The organism is Krasilnikovia sp. MM14-A1259, assembly GCF_047159535.1.
GTDB lineage: Bacteria > Actinomycetota > Actinomycetes > Mycobacteriales > Micromonosporaceae > Actinoplanes.
On sequence record NZ_BAAGAJ010000002.1, the window covers coordinates 320,967 to 342,553 of the forward strand.

The 21,587-nt window shown below is 72.2% G+C and carries 1 protein-coding gene; it reads left to right on the forward strand.

Annotation, left to right across the window (positions count from 1 at the left end; genetic code table 11):
• Positions 1-25 precede the first annotated feature (25 nt).
• Positions 26-21,562, forward strand: coding sequence for an SDR family NAD(P)-dependent oxidoreductase (locus tag ACMCNK_RS01840; RefSeq protein ID WP_412734618.1), 21,537 nt, complete (start codon positions 26-28; stop codon positions 21,560-21,562).
• The last annotated feature ends 25 nt before the right edge of the window (positions 21,563-21,587 follow it).

The following is a 21,587-nucleotide window of genomic DNA, read 5'->3' on the forward strand; positions in this document are numbered from 1 at the left end:
TGTACGACCGAGGAGAGGCGGGGTCATGGCCGAGGAGACAGCCGAGACGCCGGAGTTCAGCGAACTCGACGAGCAGTCGCTGGCCATCGTCGGCATGAGCTGCCGGTACCCCGGCGGTGTCCAGTCGCCGGAGGACCTGTGGCAGCTCGTGATCGACGAACGGGACGTCATCTCGTCCTTCCCGTCGGACCGCGGCTGGGACCTCGCCGCCCTCCACGACGCCGACCCGAGCCGGCCGGGGACCAGCTACGTCGACCGGGGCGGCTTCCTCGACGACGTCGCAGGCTTCGACGCGGGGTTCTTCGGGATCGGCCCGCGCGAGGCCACCCACATGGACCCGCAGCAGCGCCTGCTGCTCGAGGCGTCGTGGGAGGCGCTGGAACGGGCCGGCCTGGAACCGCAGGACCTGCGCGGCACCCGTACCGGGGTGTTCGTCGGCGCCGAGCCGCGCGAGTACGGACCCCGCCTGACCGACACGCACGACGGCAGCGAGGCGTACCGGCTGACCGGCACCACCACCAGCCTGATGTCCGGTCGCATCTCCTACGCGCTGGGGCTGCACGGCCCGACCGTCACCGTGGACACCTCGGTCTCCAGCTCACTGGTGGCCCTGCACCTCGCCGCGCAGGCTCTGCGCCACGGCGAATGCACCATGGCGATCGCCGGCGGCGTGTCGGTGATGTCGTCGCCCGGCAACTTCCTGGCGTTCAGCCGCCTGCGCGCGCTGGCCCCGGACGCCCGCGCCAAGGTGTTCTCGGCAACGGCCGACGGCACCGTCTGGTCGGAGGGCGTCGGCATGCTCGTCCTCGAACGACTGCCGGACGCGATCCGCCACGGCCACCGCATCCTCGCCGTGCTGCGTGGTTCCGCCATCAACTCCGACGGTGCCAGCGCAAGCCTCACCGCCCCGAACGGTGACGCCCAGCAGGCCGTGATCCGCCAGGCGCTGGCCAGTGCCGGGCTGACCGCCGCGGACGTGGACGCGGTCGAGGCCCACGGCACCGGGACGGCGCTGGGTGACCGCACCGAGGCCGGCGCGCTCGCCGCCGCGTACGGTGCGCATCGCGCGCCCGGAAGCGCGCCGCTGGCGATCGGATCGCTCAAGTCCAACATCGGGCACACGCAGGCCGCCGCCGGTGTCGGCGGCGTGATCAAGGCCGTGATGGCGTTGCGCCACGGCATCCTGCCGCGATCGCTGCACTTCGACGAGCCCAACCCGCACATCGACTGGGCGTCGTCCGGGCTCGCCGTGCTCGACCAGGCCCGGCCGTGGCCGCAGACCGGCCGCCCGCGCCGCGCCGGAGTGTCCTCCTTCGGCCTGAGCGGCACCAACGCCCACGTCATCCTGGAGCAGGCGCCCGAGCCCGCCGAGCCTTCCCCGGCACGGACCGAGCCCGCCGGGCCGGCCGGGCCTTCTCCGGTCGACGGGCCGACGGTCTGGCTGGTGTCCGGGCGGACCGGGGACGGTCTGCGCGCGCAGGCGAATCGGCTGGCCGAGTTCGCCGCCGACCGGGACCCGGCGGACGTCGCCTGGTCCCTCGCCGCGCGGCGGCACGGCCACCAGCATCGGGCCGTCGTCGTCGGAACCGGCGCCGACGATCTGCTCGCCGGCCTGCGGCACGTCACGGTCGGCCGGCCCGCGGCCTCGGTGGTCACCGGTACGGCCGATCGCGCCGACGGCCTGCCGGTCGTGTTCGTCTTCCCGGGCCAGGGCTCGCAGTGGCTCGGCATGGGCCGCGAACTGGCCGCATCTTCGCCGGTCTTCGCGGCCCGGCTGGCCGAATGCGCCCACGCGCTCGCGCCGTACGTCGATTGGAACCTCGCCGACGTCCTGGCCGGCCGAAACGATGCCCCGGACCTCGACCGCGACGACGTCGTGCAGCCCGCGCTGTGGGCCGTGATGGTCTCGCTGGCCGCGGTGTGGCAGGCGGCCGGGGTGACCCCGGACGCCGTCGTCGGGCACTCCCAGGGCGAGATCGCCGCGGCATGCGTCGCCGGGATCCTGTCGCTGGCCGACGCGGCGAAGGTCGTCGCACTGCGCAGCCAGGTGATCCGGGGCGTGGCCGGCCGCGGCGGCCTGCTGTCGCTCGCCGAGTCCGCCCAGGCCGCGCAGGCCCGGCTGGACCGCCTCGGCGGCGTGCTCGCGGTCCTCAACGGCCCGCAGGCGGTCGTCGTGTCCGGCGAGCCTGCCACGTTGCAGGCGATCGTGGAGGACTGCGAACGCGACGGCGTCCGTACCAGGGTCCTGCCGATCGACTACGCCTCGCACAGCCCGCAGATGGACGCGGTCCGCGACGAGATGTCGACGGTCCTGGCGGGACTGCGGCCCTCGGCGGGCACGGTGCCGATGCTGTCGTCGGTCACCGGCGAGTTCCTGGACGGCACCACCGCCGACGCCGGTTACTGGTTCCGTAACCTGCGCGAACCGGTCCGGTTCGCTCCGGCCGTGGAAACGCTCGACCGGGCCGGATACCGGGTGTTCGTCGAGGTGTCCCCGCATCCGGTGCTGACCGGGCCGATCACCGCCACGGTGGAACACGCCGCGCCGGGCGCCGAGCCCGTGGTGACCGGCACGCTGCGCCGCGACGACGGCGGGCGCCACCGGATGCTGACCGCCCTGGCCGCGCTGCACGTCCGCGGCGTCCCGGTGAACTGGTCGCCGATGCTGGCCCCTGCCCGGCAGATCGACCTGCCCACCTACGCGTTCGCCCACCGGCGCTTCTGGCTCGACGCGGCGCCCGTCACGGCGCCCGCGCCCGCGCAGGCGCCCGCGGAGTCGGGCGTCGCGCTGACCGCCGCCGAGATCGTGGAACTGGTGCAGGACCACGCCGCCGCCGTGCTCGGCCACACCGCGTCCGGCGAGGTGGAACCCGGCCGTACCTTCAAGGACATCGGCCTCGACTCCGTCGCCGGGGTGGAGCTGCGCAGCCGCCTGAACACCGCGACCGGGCTGGCCATGCCGACCAGCCTGATCTTCGACCATCCGACGCCGGCCCTGCTGGCCGAGTTCATCCGCGCGCAGCTGTCGGGGGCCGCCGACGACGGCGCGGCGCCGGACGTGACCCACGGCGCGGTGGCCGCGGACCCGATCGTGATCGTCGGCATGAGCTGCCGGCTGCCCGGTGACGTTTCCGACCCGGAAGCGCTGTGGGAGCTGCTCGCCGCGGGCGGCGACGCGATCGGTGACCTCCCGGCCGACCGCGGCTGGGACGTGGACGAGTTGCGTACCGGCGCGGCGCGCCGCGGGGGATACCTGACCGGCGCGGCGGACTTCGACCCCGCGTTCTTCGGGATCAGCCCGCGCGAGGCCCTGGCGATGGACCCGCAGCAGCGGCTGCTGCTCGAAACGTCGTGGGAGGCGCTGGAACGCGCCGGCATCGACCCGCAACCGCTGCACGGCTCGCAGACCGGCGTCTTCGTCGGCGCGGCCGCGTCGGGATACGGGACCGGCTTCCACCCGGAGCTGGAGGGCCACCTGCAGACCGGCAGCGCGACCAGCGTGATCTCCGGCCGCGTGGCGTACACGCTCGGCCTGGAAGGCCCGGCGGTCACGGTCGACACCGCGTGCTCGTCCTCGCTGGTGGCGTTGCACCTCGCCGTTCAGGCACTGCGGGCGGGGGAGTGCACCCTGGCCCTGGCCGGGGGCGTCACCGTGCACGCCACCCCGTCGTGGCTGACCTGGTTCACCCGGCAGCAGGGACTCGCGTCGGACGGGCGCTGCAAGGCGTTCTCCGCCGACGCCGACGGCATGGGGATGGCCGAGGGCGCCGGCGTGGTCGTGCTCGAACGGCTCTCCGACGCGCGCCGGCTCGGGCACCGCGTACTCGCCGTGGTCCGCGGCAGCGCGGTCAACCAGGACGGCGCATCCAACGGCCTGACGGCCCCGAACGGGCGCTCGCAGCAGCGGGTGATCCGGGCCGCACTGGCCAACGCCGGGCTGGCCACCGGCGACGTGGACGCCGTGGAGGCGCACGGCACCGGAACGTCGCTCGGCGACCCGATCGAGGCGCAGGCGCTGCTGGCGACGTACGGGCGGGACCGCGACGCGCAGCGGCCGCTGTTGCTGGGCACGTTGAAGTCCAACATCGGGCACACCCAGTGGGCCGCCGGCATCGCCGGGGTCATCAAGATGGTGCTGGCACTGCGGCACGACAACCTTCCCCGTACGCTGCACGCCGCGCAGCCGTCGCCGCACGTGGACTGGTCGCCCGGCACCGTACGGCTGCTGAACGAACCGCAACAGTGGCCGGACAACGGGCGGCCCCGCCGCGGCGGCGTGTCCGCGTTCGGGATCAGCGGCACCAATGCGCACGTGATTCTGGAGCAGGCCCCCGCAGTGGCGGAGCCGACGCCGGAACCGGCGCCCCGGCTGCCCGTGGCGCCGTGGCCGGTCTCGGCCCGCAGCGCCGACGGGACGCACGCCCAGCTGCAGCGGTTGCGCGACTTCGCGGCGGCCCACCCCGACCTGGATCCGGTGGATGTCGGTTGGTCGTTGGCGATGACGCGGGCGCAGTTGCCGCATCGGGCGGTGTTGCTGGGTGGCGAGCCGGTGGCGTCGGGTGTTGCGGGGTCGTTGGGCAAGGTCGGTTTTGTTTTCACGGGCCAGGGGGCGCAGCGGGTCGGCATGGGCCGGGACCTGCATGAAGCGTTCCCGGTCTTCGCGGATGCGTTCGATGCGGTGTGCGCGGGTGTTGCGGAGCATCTGGACGGGTCGTTGACCCAGGTGATCGCTGGTGAGGCTGGTGACCTGGATCAGACGGTGTGGGCGCAGTCTGGTCTGTTCGCGGTCGAGGTGGCCCTGTTCCGGTTGTTGGAGTCGTGGGGTGTTGCTCCGGCCGCGTTGGCCGGTCATTCGGTGGGTGAGTTGGCGGCGGCGCATGTTGCCGGGGTGTGGTCGCTGGCGGATGCGTGTGCGGTGGTGGCGGCGCGGGGCCGGTTGATGCAGGCACTGCCCGCCGGTGGGGCGATGGTCGCGGTCGCGGCTTCCGAGGCCGAGGTTCGTGCGGTGATCGGTGACCGGCCGGGTGTTGACATCGCCGCGGTCAACGGGCCGCGGGCGGTGGTGGTTTCCGGTGTGGAGTCGGCTGTTGAGGCGGTGGCCGAGCGGTTCGTGGCGCAGGGGACCAAGACCCGGCGGCTGACGGTGTCGCATGCGTTCCACTCGGCGTTGATGGAGCCGATGCTGGCCGAGTTCGCGCGGGTGACCGCGTCGGTGTCGTACGGGACGCCGCGGATCGCCGGGATCTCGACGGTGACCGGGCGGCCGGTGACCGACGAGTGGACCGATCCCGGCTATTGGGTGCGTCAGGTTCGCGAGGCTGTCCGGTTCGGTGACGCGGTGGCCGGGATGCGGGCGGCGGGTGTGCGTACGTTCGTGGAGGTCGGCCCGGACGCCGCCCTGACCGCGACCGGGGCGGCGAGCGCCGGTGCGGAGGAGTTGTGGGCGCCGCTGTTGCGCCGCGACCGCGACGAGGCGGTCACGTTGCTGACCGCGGTGGCGAATCTGTACGTGCGGGGTGCGGAGATCGACTGGGCGCGGCTGTTCGCCGGGGGCCGCCGGGTGGACCTGCCGACCTACGCCTTCCAGCGGCAGCGGTACTGGCTGCGACCGCGCGGCCTCGGCCAGGCCCGTGACCTGGGACTGAGCGCCCCCGAGCACCCGCTGCTCGGCGCGACCGTCGAGCTGGCCGCAGGTGACGGCCTGGTCCTGACCGGACGGCTGTCGCTGCGCGACCAGTCGTGGCTGGCCGACCACGTCGTCGACGGACGGGTCATCGTCCCCGGAGCGGCTCTGGTCGACATGGCGGTCCGGGCCGGCGACGAGGCCGCCACCCCCCGGCTGACTGAAATGATCATCGAGCAGCCGCTGGTGCTGCCACCCTCCGGCGCCCGGCAGATCCGGGTGACCGTCGGCGAGACCGGTGCGGAAGGCACCCGGGACGTGGCGATCCACTCCCGCGCCGAGAACGACGGCGGCGCGTGGACCCGGCACGTCTCCGGCGTGGTGGCCGCCGACACCGGCACCGACGACGTCGACACCGCCGCCGCGCTGCTCACCTGGCCGCCGGCCGGCGCCACCGAGCAGGACTTGACGGACTTCTATCCCACGCTGGCCCGCCACGGCCTGACCTACGGCCCGGCGTTCCAGGGCGTGCAGCAGGCGTGGCGCCGCGGCGACGAGTTCTTCGCCGACGTCGCGATCGGCGAGGGCACCGACACGTCCGGATTCTGCCTGCACCCGGTGCTGCTCGACGCCGCGCTGCACCTCGTCGCCGGTGGCGGCCGCGACGAGCAGGGCCGGTCGCGTCCGCTGCTGCCGTTCGCGTTCGGCGACGTCGTCATCCACGCGAGCGGCGCCTCCACCGCCCGGGTCCGGGTCGCGCCGGCGTCCGGGGGCGACGGAATCTCGGTGACCCTGGCCGACCGCAGCGGCGGCCTGATCGCGACCGTCGGATCGCTGATCCTGCGGGCGCTTCCGGCCGGCGGCACCACCACCACCGGCGGCGACGTCGTCTTCGGTCTGGACTGGATTCCGGTCGCGGCCGCCACCGAGACGACGACCGAGCACTGGGCCGTCGTGGGCCAGAACCCAGCCGGCCTGGCCGGGCTGCCCGAGTACGCCGACGTCCCCGCGCTGCTGACCGCGGTCGACAACGGCGCCCCCGTGCCGAACGTCGTCGTCCTCGCCGTCCACCCGGGACCCGGCGCGGTGCCGGAGACCACGCGGTCGGTCACCGAGGGCATCCTGGGCGCGCTGCAACATTTCGTACGGGCGGAGGCGCTGAACAGCGCCCGGCTGCTCGTGGTGACCGAGCGGGCCGTCGACTGCGACGCCGGCGGCGTGAACGTCACCGGCGCCGGGGTGTGGGGGCTGGTCCGTACCGCCCAGTCGGAGTATCCGGGCGTCCTCGTCCTGGCCGATCTCGACGGCGATCCCGCCGCCGCCGGGCTGCTGCCCGCCGTGATGGCCTGCGGCGAACCGCAGGTCGCGGTCCGTGCCGGACGGCTCTTGACGCCGCGGCTCGCCCGGCCGGCTTCCGCGCTGCCGGTGCCGCCCGAGGCCGGGGCCTGGCGGCTCGACATCCACGAACGGGGCACGCTGGACGGTGTCCGCCTGGCCGCGACCGATGCCGCGGACCGGCCGCTGGCCGCCGGCGAGGTACGTGTGGGCGTGCGAGCAGCCGGCGTGAACTTCCGGGACGTGCTCAACGTACTGGACATGTACCCCGGCGACGCCGGCCGCCTCGGCCTGGAGGGCGCGGGCGTCGTACTGGACGTGGGCGACGGCGTCCGCGGCCTGCGCCCCGGTGACCGGGTGATGGGCCTGTTCTCCGGCGCCTTCGGACCGGTCGCCGTGACCGACGCCCGGCTGGTGGCGCCCGTGCCCGCCGGGTGGACACTGGCCGAGGCGGCCGCCGCCCCGGTCGTCTACCTGACCGCCTGGCATGCGCTCGTGAATGTGGCCCGGCTGGGCGCCGGCGAATCCGTGCTGATCCACGCCGCCGCGGGCGGCGTGGGCACCGCGGCCGTCCAGGTGGCACACCACCTCGGCGCGCACATCTACGGTACGGCCAGTCCCGCCAAGTGGGCCCAGCTGCGCGAGTGGGGCCTGGACGACGCACACCTGGCGTCCTCACGCACCCTCGACTTCGAGGCGAAGTTCCGGGCCGCGACCGGCACCGGTGTCGACGTCGTGCTGGATTCGCTGGCCGGCGAGTTCGTCGACGCGTCGCTGCGGCTGGCGGCCGGCGGGCGGTTCGTCGAGATCGGCAAGACCGACATCCGGGACGCCGCCCAGGTCGCGGCCGACCACCGGGGCCTGGCGTACGCGGCGTTCGACCTGCTCGAACTGGACCCGGATCTGATCGCCGCGATGCTGGCCGACCTGGGTGATCTGTTCGCCCGCGGCGTGCTCCGCCCGTTGCCGGTGACCTGCTGGGACGTGCGGCAGGCGCCGGCCGCCTTGCGCTACCTGAGCCACGCCCGCAACGTCGGCAAGGTCGTCCTCACCGTCCCGGCGCCGGCGCACCGCGGCGGAACCACCCTGGTCACCGGCGCGCCGGGCGCACTCGGCGACCTCGTCGCCCGGCACCTGGCAACCACCGGCCAGACCGACGACCTGCTCCTGCTCTCGCGGCGCGGCCCGGCCGCACCCGGCGCCGGGGAACTCGCCGCCGCGCTGGCCGTTCAGGGCATCGGCGCCCGGCTGGTCGCCGCGGACGTCGCCGACCACGACCAGCTCGCGGCCGTGATCGCCGCCGTGCCCGCCACCTCCCCGGTGCGCCGGGTGATCCACGCCGCAGGTGCGCTGGCCGACGGCGCCCTGCACACCCTGACCGCGGAACGGCTGGCGACCGTACTAGCGCCGAAGGTGGACGGGGCCTGGCATCTGCACCGCCTCACCGAACACCTGGACTTGGACAGCTTCCAGCTCTTCTCGTCCGTCTCCGGGCTGTGGGGCAACCCGGGCCAGGGCGGGTACGCCGCCGCGAACACGTTCCTGGACGCGCTGGCCGCGTACCGCCGCCACGCCGGACTGCCGGCCACCTCGGTGGCCTGGGGTCCCTGGCGGCTCGACGACCCGTCCGCCGGCGGCATGGCCGCCGGCCTCGCCGACGCCGACTGGCAGCGCTGGGCCCGGCAGGGCTTTGCGCCCTTGGCCGCCGCCGACGGCATCGGCGTCCTGGACGCCGCGGCCGGTCTCGGCCACGCGCTGCTGGTCGGCGCCCGCCTGGACCTGAACCCGCGCCGCCTCGGGGAGACCCCGCCCGCCCTGTTGAAGGGCCTGATCACCGCGCACACCCCGACCCGCCGCACGGTCGGACCGGCCCAGCCCGCCGCGGACGGCGGGTTCGCCGGCCGGCTCGCCGCCCTGCCGGCGGCGGACCGCGAGGAAGCCGTCCTCGAACTGGTCCGCGGTCAGGTCGCGCTGGTCCTCGGAATGTCCGGTCCCGAGGCGGTGGAGAGCACCCGTACGTTCAAGGAACTCGGCATCGACTCGCTGACCGGCGTCGAGCTGCGCAACCGGCTGATCTCCGCCACCGGCCTGCGCCTTCCGGCCGGCGTCGTCTTCGACTACCCGACCCCGCACCTGCTCGCCGGTTGCGTGCGGTCCGGCCTGCTGCCGGAGGGCACCGACTCGGCCGCGCCGGCCCAACCGACCGGCCCGGCGGACGACGACCCCCTCGTGATCGTGGGCATGGCCTGCCGGTTCGCGGGCGGCATCGGATCACCCGGCGACCTCTGGCGGGTCGTCTCCGAGGGAATCGACACCACCGGACCGTTCCCGCACGACCGCGGACCACTGTGGACGGACGTCTATGACGCCGACCCCGCCGCGCCCGGCAAGAGCCACTGCCGGGAAGGCTCGTTCCTGTATGACGCTGGTGATTTTGATGCGGAGTTTTTTGGGATTTCTCCGCGTGAGGCGTTGGGGATGGATCCGCAGCAGCGGTTGTTGTTGGAGTCGTCGTGGGAGGCGTTGGAGGATGCGGGTATTGATCCTTTGGTGTTGCGGGGGAGTTTGACGGGTGTTTTTGCGGGTTTGATTTATCACGATTATGGGGTGGGTGGTCGTGTTCCGGTTGAGGTTGAGGGTTATGTGAGTACGGGTTCGTCGGCGGGGGTGGCGTCGGGTCGGGTGTCGTATGCGCTGGGTTTGGAGGGGCCGGCGGTGACGGTGGATACGGCGTGTTCGTCGTCGTTGGTGGCGTTGCATTTGGCGGGGCAGGCGTTGCGGTCGGGTGAGTGTGATTTGGCGTTGGCTGGTGGTGTGACGGTGATGGCGACGCCGGGGACGTTTGTGGAGTTTTCGCGGCAGGGTGGGTTGGCGGTTGATGGGCGGTGTAAGGCGTTTGCGGAGGGGGCGGATGGTACGGGTTGGGGTGAGGGTGTTGGTGTGGTGGTGTTGGAGCGGTTGTCGGATGCGCGGCGTCATGGGCGTCGGGTGTTGGCGGTGTTGCGGGGGTCGGCGGTTAATCAGGATGGTGCGTCGAATGGTTTGACGGCGCCGAATGGGCCGGCGCAGCAGCGGGTGATTCGGGCGGCGTTGGTTTCTGGTGGGTTGTCGGTTTCTGATGTGGATGTGGTGGAGGGGCATGGGACGGGGACTCGGTTGGGTGATCCGATTGAGGCGGAGGCGTTGTTGGCGACGTATGGGCGGGGTCGTGTTGGTGGGCCGGTGTTGTTGGGGTCGGTGAAGTCGAATATTGGTCATACGCAGGCGGCTGCGGGTGTGGCTGGTGTGATCAAGGTGGTGGAGGCGATGCGGCGTGGGGTGGTGCCGGCGTCGTTGCATGTGGATGGTTTGTCGTCGCATGTGCAGTGGGGTGCCGGTGGGGTGGAGTTGGTGCGGGAGGCGCGGTTGTGGCCGGTGGTGGGTCGGCCGCGGCGGGCTGGGGTGTCGTCGTTTGGTTTTTCGGGGACGAACGCGCATGTGATCGTGGAACAGGCCCCCGATTCGGAAGAGGAGCGGGAACAGCGGGATCGGGCGCCGATGTCGGTGGTGCCGTGGGTTGTCTCCGCTCGTAGTGCCGAGCGGATTGCGGCGCAGGTCGAGCGGTTGAACGAGTTCGTCGCGGCGCGGCCGGAGTTGGACCCGGTGGATGTGGGTTGGTCGTTGGCGATGACGCGGGCGCAGTTGCCGCATCGAACCGTGCTGCTGGGTGGCGAGCCGGTGGCGTCCGGTGTTGCGGGGTCATTGGGCAAGGTCGGTTTCGTCTTCACCGGCCAGGGGGCGCAGCGCGTCGGCATGGGCCGGGCGCTTTACCAGACCTTCCCCGTGTTCGCGGACGCGTTCGACGCGGTGTGCGCGGGCTTGGCGGAGCATCTGGACGGATCGTTGACCGACGTGATCGCTGGTGAGGCTGGTGACCTGGATCAGACGGTGTGGGCGCAGTCTGGGTTGTTCGCGGTGGAGGTGGCCCTGTTCCGGTTGTTGGAGTCGTGGGGTGTCGCGCCTGCGGTGGTGGCCGGTCATTCGGTGGGTGAGTTGGCGGCGGCGCATGTTGCCGGGGTGTGGTCGTTGTCTGACGCCTGCGCGGTCGTGGCCGCCCGGGGCCGGTTGATGCAGGGACTCCCGGCCGGTGGGGCGATGCTTGCGGTCGAGGCCACTGAGGCTGAAGTCAGCGTCGTGATCGGTGACCTTTCCGGTGTCGACGTTGCCGCGGTGAACGGGCCGCGGGCGGTGGTGGTTTCCGGTGTGGAGCCGGCCATCGACGAGGTGGCCGAGCGGTTCGCGGCGCAGGGGGTGCGGACTCGGCGGTTGCGGGTGTCGCATGCGTTCCACTCGGCGTTGATGGAGCCGATGCTGGCCGAGTTCGCGCGGGTGACCGCGTCGGTGTCGTACGGGACGCCGACGATTGCCGGGATCTCGACCGTGACCGGCCACGCGGTCACCGATGAGTGGACCGATCCCGGGTACTGGGTGCGTCAGGTTCGCGAGGCTGTCCGGTTCGGTGACGCGGTGGCCGGGATGCGGGCGGCGGGTGTGCGTACGTTTGTGGAGGTCGGCCCGGACGCGGCGTTGACCGCTGCGGGATCGGTGTCCGCCGGTGCGGATGAGGTTTGGCTTCCTGCGTTGCGGCGGGGGCGGGATGAGGCGGTCACGTTGCTGACCGCGGTGGCGAATCTGCACGTGCGGGGCGCGGAGATCGACTGGGCGCGGCTGTTCGCCGGGGGTCGCCGGGTGGACCTGCCGACCTACGCCTTCCACCGCCAGCGGTACTGGCTCAACGCGGTCGCCGGAGACAGCGGCATCGCCGAACTCGGCCAGAGCGGTGCAGCGCATCCGCTGCTCGGCGCGAGCGTGACCATGGCCGCCAGCGGCGGTCTGATGCTGACCGGACGGCTGTCGACAGCGACGCAGCCGTGGCTGGCCGACCACGTGGTCGCCGGGCAGGTGATCGTGCCGGGAACGGCGCTGGTCGAGATGGCCGGACGAGCCGGCGACGAGATCGGCCACAGCCGCGTCGCTGAGCTGGTCGTCGAGGCGCCCCTGGTGCTGCCCGCCCGCGGCGGGACACGGATCCAGGTCACCGTCGGCGCGGCCGACGACGCGGGGGACCGTACCGTCGCGATCCACTCGCAGGCCGAGGAGACGTCGACGCCGCAGGTGTGGACCTGCCATGCCACCGGTGTCCTGACCTTGGCCCCCGAGAGCGGCCCGCCGATTTCCGGCATGGCGCAATGGCCGCCGGCCGGTGCCGTCGAAGAGGACGTGGACGACCTGTATCCGGCGCTCACGCGGACCGGGCTCACCTACGGGCCGGTGTTCCGGGCGGTGTCCCGGGCCTGGCGGCGCGGCGGCGAGATCTTCGCCGAGGTCAGCCTCGACCGCGAGGTGGACGTGTCCGGCTTCGCGGTGCACCCGGCGTTGCTCGACGCGGCGCTGCACCTGCTCGGGCTTGAGGAGTCCGGCGGAGACGGACCCCGGGTTCCGTTCGCCTGGAACGACGTCGTCGTGCACGCCACGGGCGCGGTCGCGGCCCGGGTCCGGCTGGCGCCTGCGGAGACGGGCGCGGGCATGTCGGTCACGCTCGCCGACGACGCCGGGGAGCCGATCGTCTCGGTCGGCACACTCGTCCTGCGCACGCTGCCGGCCACCGGGCTCGGCGCCGCCGCCACGGTTGCCCAGGAGGCGCTCTTCGAGATCGCCTGGCGGCCGGCTCGCGCCGGTGACGAGGAACAGAGCAGGGCGGCGGCCGACGTCGAGCGGTGGTGCGTGCTCGGCGGGCAGTTCCCCGGCCTTCGCCGGTACGCCGACATGTCCGAGCTGGTCGCGGCCGTGACGGCAGGTGCTACGGCACCGGAAGTTCTCGTGCTGCCGTGCCCGCCCGGCGACGCCCGGCAGACCGCGGCGGCTGCCCGGGATCTGGCCGCGACCACGCTGACATCGCTCCAAGCGTGGTTGAGCACGGAGGCACTTGCCGGTACGCGGCTGCTGGTCGTGACCGAGCGGGCGGTCGACGCCGGCCCGGGCGTGGTGCCGAACCCGGTGACCTCTGCCGCGCCGGGCCTGGTGCGGGTGGCCATGGCGGAGAACCCGGACCGGATCGTGCTCGCCGACGTCGAGAACCTTGCCGACTCAGCAGGTCTGCCCGCGCTCCTGGCCGCCGGGGTGCGGTCCGGGGAACCGGAGTTCGCCGTCCGCAGCGGTGAGATCCGGGTACCACGACTCGTTGCGGCGAGCGCCGCACTGTCGGTTCCGGACGCGCCGGGATGGCGGCTCGATTTCACCGGACGCGGGACGTTGGACAACCTCGTGCTGGCGCCGGTCGAGCATCGGCCGCTCGGCGTGGGCGAGGTCCGGGTGTCGCTGCGAGCGGCGGGGGTGAACTTCCGGGACGTGCTGAACGTGCTGGGCATGTACCCGGGCGATGCGGGGCTGCTCGGTCTGGAGGGCGCCGGCATCGTGGTCGAGGTGGGCCCCGCAGTGACCGGCCTGCAGCCCGGTGACCGGGTGATGGGTCTGTTCTCCGGCGCGTTCACCAGGACGGCGGTTGCCGACGCGCGGCTGCTGGCTCCTGTTCCCGTGGGCTGGTCATGGGCGGAGGCCGCCGCGGCGCCGGTGGTGTATCTGACCGCCTGGTACGCGCTGGTCGAGCTGGCCGGTCTGCGACGGGGGGAGTCGATCCTGATTCACGCTGCGGCCGGTGGTGTGGGTATCGCGGCTGTCCGGCTCGCTCGTCACCTCGGAGCCGAGGTGTTCGGCACGGCAAGCCCGGGGAAGTGGCCGACGCTGCTCGGCCTGGGTCTACCGGAGACGCGGGTGGCCTCGTCGCGGACGCTGGACTTCGAGGCCGCATTCCGTACGGTGACCGGCGGGGCCGGTGTGGACGTGGTCCTGGACTCCCTCGCAGGGGAGTTCGTGGACGCGTCACTGCGGCTCGCGGCCGGGCCGGGCGGCCGGTTCGTGGAGATGGGCAAGACCGACATCCGTGACCCGCAACAGGTCGCCCGGGATCATGACGGACTGGTCTACCAGGCGTTCGACCTGTTCGGCACCGATCCCGACCTGATAGCGAAGATGTTCGCGGCGCTGACGGAGCTGTTCGATCAGCGTGTGTTGACGCCGTTGCCGGTGGCGTGCTGGGACGTGCGGCGCGCCCCGGAAGCATTCCGGCACCTGAGCCAGGCACGCCACGTCGGCAAGGTCGTGCTCACCGTCCCTCACCCCGGCACCGGCGGCGCGGTGCTGGTGACCGGCGCCTCGGGCGCGTTGGGCAGCCTGGTCGCCCGCGACCTGGCGACGCGGGGAACCCGGTCGCTGGTGTTGCTGAGCCGGCAGGGTCCGGCGGCCGGCGGGATGGTCGCGCTGGTCGCCGAGCTTGCGGCCGCGGGTGCGGCGATTCAGGTGTACGCGGGTGACGTCGCGGATCGCGACGAGCTGGCCGGTGTGCTGGCCGGGATCGAGTTGAGCGGTGTGGTGCACGCCGCCGGGGTGCTGGGCGACGGTGTGCTGGCGTCGTTGACGCCGGAACGCCTGGACGCGGTGATGCGGCCGAAGGTCGACGGCGCCTGGAATCTGCACGAGCTGACCCGGGACCGGGACCTGGATTCCCTCGTCCTGTTCTCCTCGGTTGCCGGCCTGTGGGGTAACCCCGGTCAGGGCAACTACGCGGCGGCGAACACGTTCCTGGACGGGCTGGCGGCGTACCGCAACGGGCTGGGCCTGCCCGCGACCTCGCTGGCGTGGGGGCCGTGGCAGGTCGACGCCGGTGGCATGGCCGGCACGCTCACCGACGCCGAGCGGCAGCGGCTGGCACGGCAGGGACTTGCGCCGCTGATCGAGACGGACGGGCTGGCCCTGCTGGACGCTTCCGGTCGTACCGGAAGGGGGTTGTCGGTGGCTGCCCGGCTCGCCCCCGGATCGCTGCCGGCACCACCGCCCCTGCTCTCCGAGGTGATCCGCAGGGCCGGCCGACGCAAGGCGGTCCCCGGGGCGGTCGGCGCCGGCACGCTGGCCGACCGGCTCGCGGCGATGACCGTGGCCGCGCAGGAAGCGGCGCTGCTGGAACTGGTGCAGGTGCAGGCCGCCAACGTGCTCGGCCTGCCCGGCGCGGATTCGGTCAGCGACCGGGACTCGTTCAAGAACCTGGGCATCGACTCGCTGACCTCGCTGGAGCTGCGCAACCGGCTCAACGGCGCCACGGGGCTGCGGTTGTCGGCGACGGTCGTGTTCGACTACCCGACGCCGTCGTCGATGGCCGGCCATCTGCGAACGGAACTGGCCGGATCCGCAGTGGAGGCCGCGCCCGTGACGCCCGCGCCGGTCGCGATCGCCACCGACGACGACCGGCTGGCGATCGTGGGCATCGGCTGCCGGTTCCCCGGCGGGGTGCGGTCACGAGCCGACTTCTGGGACCTCGTGATGTCCGGCAAGGACACCGTCGCGGCATTCCCGCAGGACCGCGGGTCGGTGTGGCAGGAGGTGTACGACGCCGACCCGGACGCCGCCGGCAAGAGCTACTCGGCGCAAGGTGCCTTCCTGTATGACGCTGGTGATTTTGATGCGGAGTTTTTTGGGATTTCTCCGCGTGAGGCGTTGGGGATGGATCCGCAGCAGCGGTTGTTGTTGGAGTCGTCGTGGGAGGCGTTGGAGGATGCGGGTATTGATCCTTTGGTGTTGCGGGGGAGTTTGACGGGTGTTTTTGCGGGTTTGATTTATCACGATTATGGGGTGGGTGGTCGTGTTCCGGTTGAGGTTGAGGGTTATGTGAGTACGGGTTCGTCGGCGGGGGTGGCGTCGGGTCGGGTGTCGTATGCGCTGGGTTTGGAGGGGCCGGCGGTGACGGTGGATACGGCGTGTTCGTCGTCGTTGGTGGCGTTGCATTTGGCGGGGCAGGCGTTGCGGTCGGGTGAGTGTGATTTGGCGTTGGCTGGTGGTGTGACGGTGATGGCGACGCCGGGGACGTTTGTGGAGTTTTCGCGGCAGGGTGGGTTGGCGGTTGATGGGCGGTGTAAGGCGTTTGCGGAGGGGGCGGATGGTACGGGTTGGGGTGAGGGTGTTGGTGTGGTGGTGTTGGAGCGGTTGTCGGATGCGCGGCGTCATGGGCGTCGGGTGTTGGCGGTGTTGCGGGGGTCGGCGGTTAATCAGGATGGTGCGTCGAATGGTTTGACGGCGCCGAATGGGCCGGCGCAGCAGCGGGTGATTCGGGCGGCGTTGGTTTCTGGTGGGTTGTCGGTTTCTGATGTGGATGTGGTGGAGGGGCATGGGACGGGGACTCGGTTGGGTGATCCGATTGAGGCGGAGGCGTTGTTGGCGACGTATGGGCGGGGTCGTGTTGGTGGGCCGGTGTTGTTGGGGTCGGTGAAGTCGAATATTGGTCATACGCAGGCGGCTGCGGGTGTGGCTGGTGTGATCAAGGTGGTGGAGGCGATGCGGCGTGGGGTGGTGCCGGCGTCGTTGCATGTGGATGGTTTGTCGTCGCATGTGCAGTGGGGTGCCGGTGGGGTGGAGTTGGTGCGGGAGGCGCGGTTGTGGCCGGTGGTGGGTCGGCCGCGGCGGGCTGGGGTGTCGTCGTTTGGTTTTTCGGGGACGAACGCGCATGTGATCGTGGAACAGGCCCCCGATTCGGAAGAGGAGCGGGAACAGCGGGATCGGGCGCCGATGTCGGTGGTGCCGTGGGTTGTCTCCGCTCGTAGTGCCGAGCGGATTGCGGCGCAGGTCGAGCGGTTGAACGAGTTCGTCGCGGCGCGGCCGGAGTTGGACCCGGTGGATGTGGGTTGGTCGTTGGCGATGACGCGGGCGCAGTTGCCGCATCGAACCGTGCTGCTGGGTGGCGAGCCGGTGGCGTCCGGTGTTGCGGGGTCATTGGGCAAGGTCGGTTTCGTCTTCACCGGCCAGGGGGCGCAGCGCGTCGGCATGGGCCGGGCGCTTTACCAGACCTTCCCCGTGTTCGCGGACGCGTTCGACGCGGTGTGCGCGGGCTTGGCGGAGCATCTGGACGGATCGTTGACCGACGTGATCGCTGGTGAGGCTGGTGACCTGGATCAGACGGTGTGGGCGCAGTCTGGGTTGTTCGCGGTGGAGGTGGCCCTGTTCCGGTTGTTGGAGTCGTGGGGTGTCGCGCCTGCGGTGGTGGCCGGTCATTCGGTGGGTGAGTTGGCGGCGGCGCATGTTGCCGGGGTGTGGTCGTTGTCTGACGCCTGCGCGGTCGTGGCCGCCCGGGGCCGGTTGATGCAGGGACTCCCGGCCGGTGGGGCGATGCTTGCGGTCGAGGCCACTGAGGCTGAAGTCAGCGTCGTGATCGGTGACCTTTCCGGTGTCGACGTTGCCGCGGTGAACGGGCCGCGGGCGGTGGTGGTTTCCGGTGTGGAGCCGGCCATCGACGAGGTGGCCGAGCGGTTCGCGGCGCAGGGGGTGCGGACTCGGCGGTTGCGGGTGTCGCATGCGTTCCACTCGGCGTTGATGGAGCCGATGCTGGCCGAGTTCGCGCGGGTGACCGCGTCGGTGTCGTACGGGACGCCGACGATTGCCGGGATCTCGACCGTGACCGGCCACGCGGTCACCGATGAGTGGACCGATCCCGGGTACTGGGTGCGTCAGGTTCGCGAGGCTGTCCGGTTCGGTGACGCGGTGGCCGGGATGCGGGCGGCGGGTGTGCGTACGTTTGTGGAGGTCGGCCCGGACGCGGCGTTGACCGCTGCGGGATCGGTGTCCGCCGGTGCGGATGAGGTTTGGCTTCCTGCGTTGCGGCGGGGGCGGGATGAGGCGGTCACGTTGCTGACCGCGGTGGCGAATCTGCACGTGCGGGGCGCGGAGATCGACTGGGCGCGGCTGTTCGCCGGGGGTCGCCGGGTGGACCTGCCGACCTACGCCTTCCACCGCCAGCGGTACTGGCTCAACACCGACGTACACACCGACACCACCGAACTCGGCCACCCGTTCCTGGCCGCCGCGCTGGACCTGCCCGCGGGTGCCGGGTACGTCCTCACCGGGCGCCTGTCGACAGCGGCCCAGCCGTGGCTCGCCGACCACGTGGTCGCCGGTCAGGTCGTGGTCCCCGGCGCGGCGCTGATCGAGATGGCGATGCGGGCCGGTGACGAGGTGGGCTGTTCCCGGTTGCGCGAGCTGGTCATCCAGAAACCGCTGGCGTTGCCGGCAGCGGAGACCACCCGGATCCAGGTCACCATCGCCGAACCCGACCGCGACGGCGGACGCGCGATCGTCATCTACTCGCGCCGCGACGGCGAACGGGGCGACTGGACCGCCCACGCGACCGGCGTGATCAGCGACGACGTCGACGGGGCCGCGGAGACCGCCGCGGCGCCGTGGCCGCCGGCCGGGGCGGCGCCCGAGGATCTCAGTGGCTTCTACCCGGAGCTGGCCGAGTCCGGCCTGGCGTACGGTCCGGCGTTCCGAGGGGTACGGGCGGCATGGCGCCGCGGCGACGAACTCTTCGCCGAGGTGACGATCCCGGACGGGCTGGACGTCTCCGGGCTGGACCTGCACCCCGTGCTCCTGGACGCCGCCCTGCACCTGCTGAGCCGATCCGGCGTGGCCACCGACGGGTCCGGCCCGGTGCTGCCGTTCGCCTGGAACGACGTGATCGTGCACTCCACCGGCGCGTCCCGCGCCCGGGTACGGCTCGCCCCGGCGGACGGGGCCGAGGGCATGTCGGTGACCCTGACCGACGAGACCGGTCGGCCGATCGCGTCCGTGGGCTCTCTGGTGTTGCGTACGCTGCCGGCCGCACCGAACGCCGCGGCCGCCGAGCACGACTCGCTCTACGAGCTGGGCTGGGTGCCCGCACCGGCCGCCGAGGCGGTCGGTGCTGACCTGCGCCGCTGGGCAGTGCTCGGCGCCCACCCGGTGATCGCGGCCGGCCTGCCCGGCGCCGTCCACCATCCGGATCTCGCCGCCCTCACCGCGGCCGTGGCCGGCGGTGACCCGGCACCGGAGACCATCGTCCTGCCCTGCTTCCCGGCCGGCACCGCGGATGTTGCCGACGTGGCACGCGCCGCGATCGCCGAGACCCTTGCCGTGCTGCAGACGTGGCTGGCCGAGGAAACCCTGACCGAAACGCGGCTGGTGCTGCTCACCGCGCACGCGGTGGACAGCGGGGACGCGGCCGTCGACGTCGCCGCGACCGGCATCTGGGGCCTGGGCCGGGTGGCCCAGGCGGAGAACCCGGGCCGGATCGTGCTCGTCGACCTCGACCGGGCGCCGTCCGGCAACGAGTTCGCCGAACCGCTGGCCGCGGCAATGTCGCTGGCCGAGTCCCAGGTGTCCGTCCGGCTCGGGCAGCTGCTGGTGCCGCGGCTGTCGCGGGTGACCACCGGGCTGCCGGTTCCGGCCACGCCGGGATGGCGACTCGACTTCCACGGTCGTGGCACGGTGGACAATCTGGTGTTGTCGCCGGTGGAGGCTCGGCCGCTGCGTACGGGTGAGGTCCGGGTGTCGTTGCGGGCCGCGGGGGTGAACTTCCGCGACGTACTGAACGTCCTCGGCATGTACCCGGGTGACGCGGGCCTTCTCGGCCTGGAGGGTGCCGGTGTCGTCGTGGAGGTCGGTCCGGGGGTGACGGGCCTGAACCCGGGTGACCGGGTGATGGGTCTGTTCTCGGGGGCGTTCACGTCGAGCGCTGTCGCGGATGCGCGGTTGTTGGCGCCCGTTCCGGAAGGGTGGTCGTGGGCGCAGGCCGCGGCGGCACCGGTGGTGTTCCTGACGGCGTGGTACGCGTTGGTGGAATTGGCAGGTGTGCGGCGTGGTGAGTCGGTGCTGATTCACGCGGCCGCCGGCGGTGTCGGTATCGCGGCGGTGCAGCTGGCCCAGCATCTCGGCGCCGACGTGTACGCGACGGCCAGCCCCGGCAAGTGGCCGGTGGTACGCGCGCTGGGCGTGCCCGACAGCCGCATCGCATCGTCGCGGACCCTCGAGTTCGAGGACCGGTTCCCTGCCGTCGACGTGGTCCTGGACTCCCTCGCGGGGGAGTTCGTGGACGCGTCGCTGCGGCTTGCTGCCGGGCCCGGCGGCCGGTTCGTGGAGATGGGCAAGACTGACGTCCGCGACCCCGAGCAGGTAGCCCGCGATCACGACGGCTTGCAGTATCAGGCGTTCGATTTGCTGGAGTCCCCCCCGGAGTTGTTGGAGTCGATGTTCGCGGCGTTGTCGGGGTTGTTCGATCGCGGTGTGCTGCGGCCGTTGCCGGTGGCGTGCTGGGACGTGCGGCGGGCGTCGGAGGCGTTCCGGTATCTGAGTCAGGCTCGGCACGTGGGCAAGGTCGTTCTGACGTTGCCATCCGGGTCGGGTTCGGACGGTGCGGTACTGGTGACCGGCGCGTCGGGGGCGTTGGGTGGCTTGGTCGCCCGGCATCTGGTGGCGCAGGGCACCGGTTCGCTGGTGTTGTTGAGCCGGCGCGGCCCGGCGGCGCCGGGGATGCCGGCGCTGGCGGCGGAGCTCGCTGCCGGTGGCGCCACGGTTCGGGTCTGTGCCGGTGACGTGGCAGACCGGGATGAGTTGGCCGGGGTGCTGTCCGGGGTGCGGCTCTCCGGTGTGGTGCATGCCGCGGGCGTGCTGGATGACGGTGTGCTCGGGTCGTTGACGACGCAGCGGGTGGATGCGGTGTTGCGGCCGAAGGTGGACGGTGCGTGGAACCTGCACGTGCTGACCCGTGATCTCGCCCTGGATTCGTTCGTGGTGTTCTCGTCCGTGGCCGGGTTGTGGGGAAACCCTGGTCAGGGTTCCTATGCGGCGGCGAACACGTTCTTGGACGGGCTGGCGGCGTATCGCAACGGGCTGGGCCTGCCCGCGACCTCGGTGGCGTGGGGTCCGTGGCAGGTGGATGCCGGCGGCATGGCGGGGACGCTGACCGCTGGTGAGCGGCAGCGGTTGTCCCGGTTGGGTCTGGCGGCATTGAGCGAGGCTGATGGCCTGGGCTTGTGGGGCGTCGCGGGCGATGCGGGCAAGGGCTTGCTGGTGGCGGCGCGGCTGGCGTTGGGCGCGATGGAAGCGCCGCCGCCGTTGCTGTCCGACCTGATCCGCAAGACCGGCCGTCCGACCCGCCGATCCGCGGGCGTCACCGAGAGCAGCGGAAACGACCTCGCCGCACGGCTGGCCGCGATGGGCGCCGCCGACCGGGAAGGCACCCTGCGCGACGTCGTGCAGACCCAGGCGGCGCTGGTGCTGGGGATGTCGGGCCCGGACGCGGTGGCCGCCGGCCGATCGTTCCGGGAACTCGGGTTCGACTCGCTGACCTCCGTCGAACTGCGCAACCGCCTCGGCGGCGCCACCGGCCTGCGCCTGCCGGCCACGGTGGTCTTCGACCACCCCACACCGGAGACACTGGCCGCGTACCTCGGCGCGCAACTCGGTGGCGCCGAGACCGAGGAGACGACCGTACTGGCAGCGTTCTCGGGCCTGGAGACCGTCGAGTCGTCACTGGACAAGGTTCTGGCGGACGACGCGGCCCGGGCCAAGGTCACCGCACGCGTCAAGAAGCTGCTGGCGCAGTTGAGCGCGATGGAGGACACCGACGACGAGGGTTCGGTGGCCGACCGGATCCAGTCCGCGGACGACGACGACATCTTCGACTTCATCGACAAGGAGCTGGGGATCTGACGCAGAAACAGCGGTGCCCCCGGAG

Excerpts from the sequence above, each read along its gene's own strand:
- ACMCNK_RS01840 (WP_412734618.1), top strand. The coding sequence starts at position 26 with ATGGCCGAGGAGACAGCCGAGACGCCGGAGTTCAGCGAACTCGACGAG.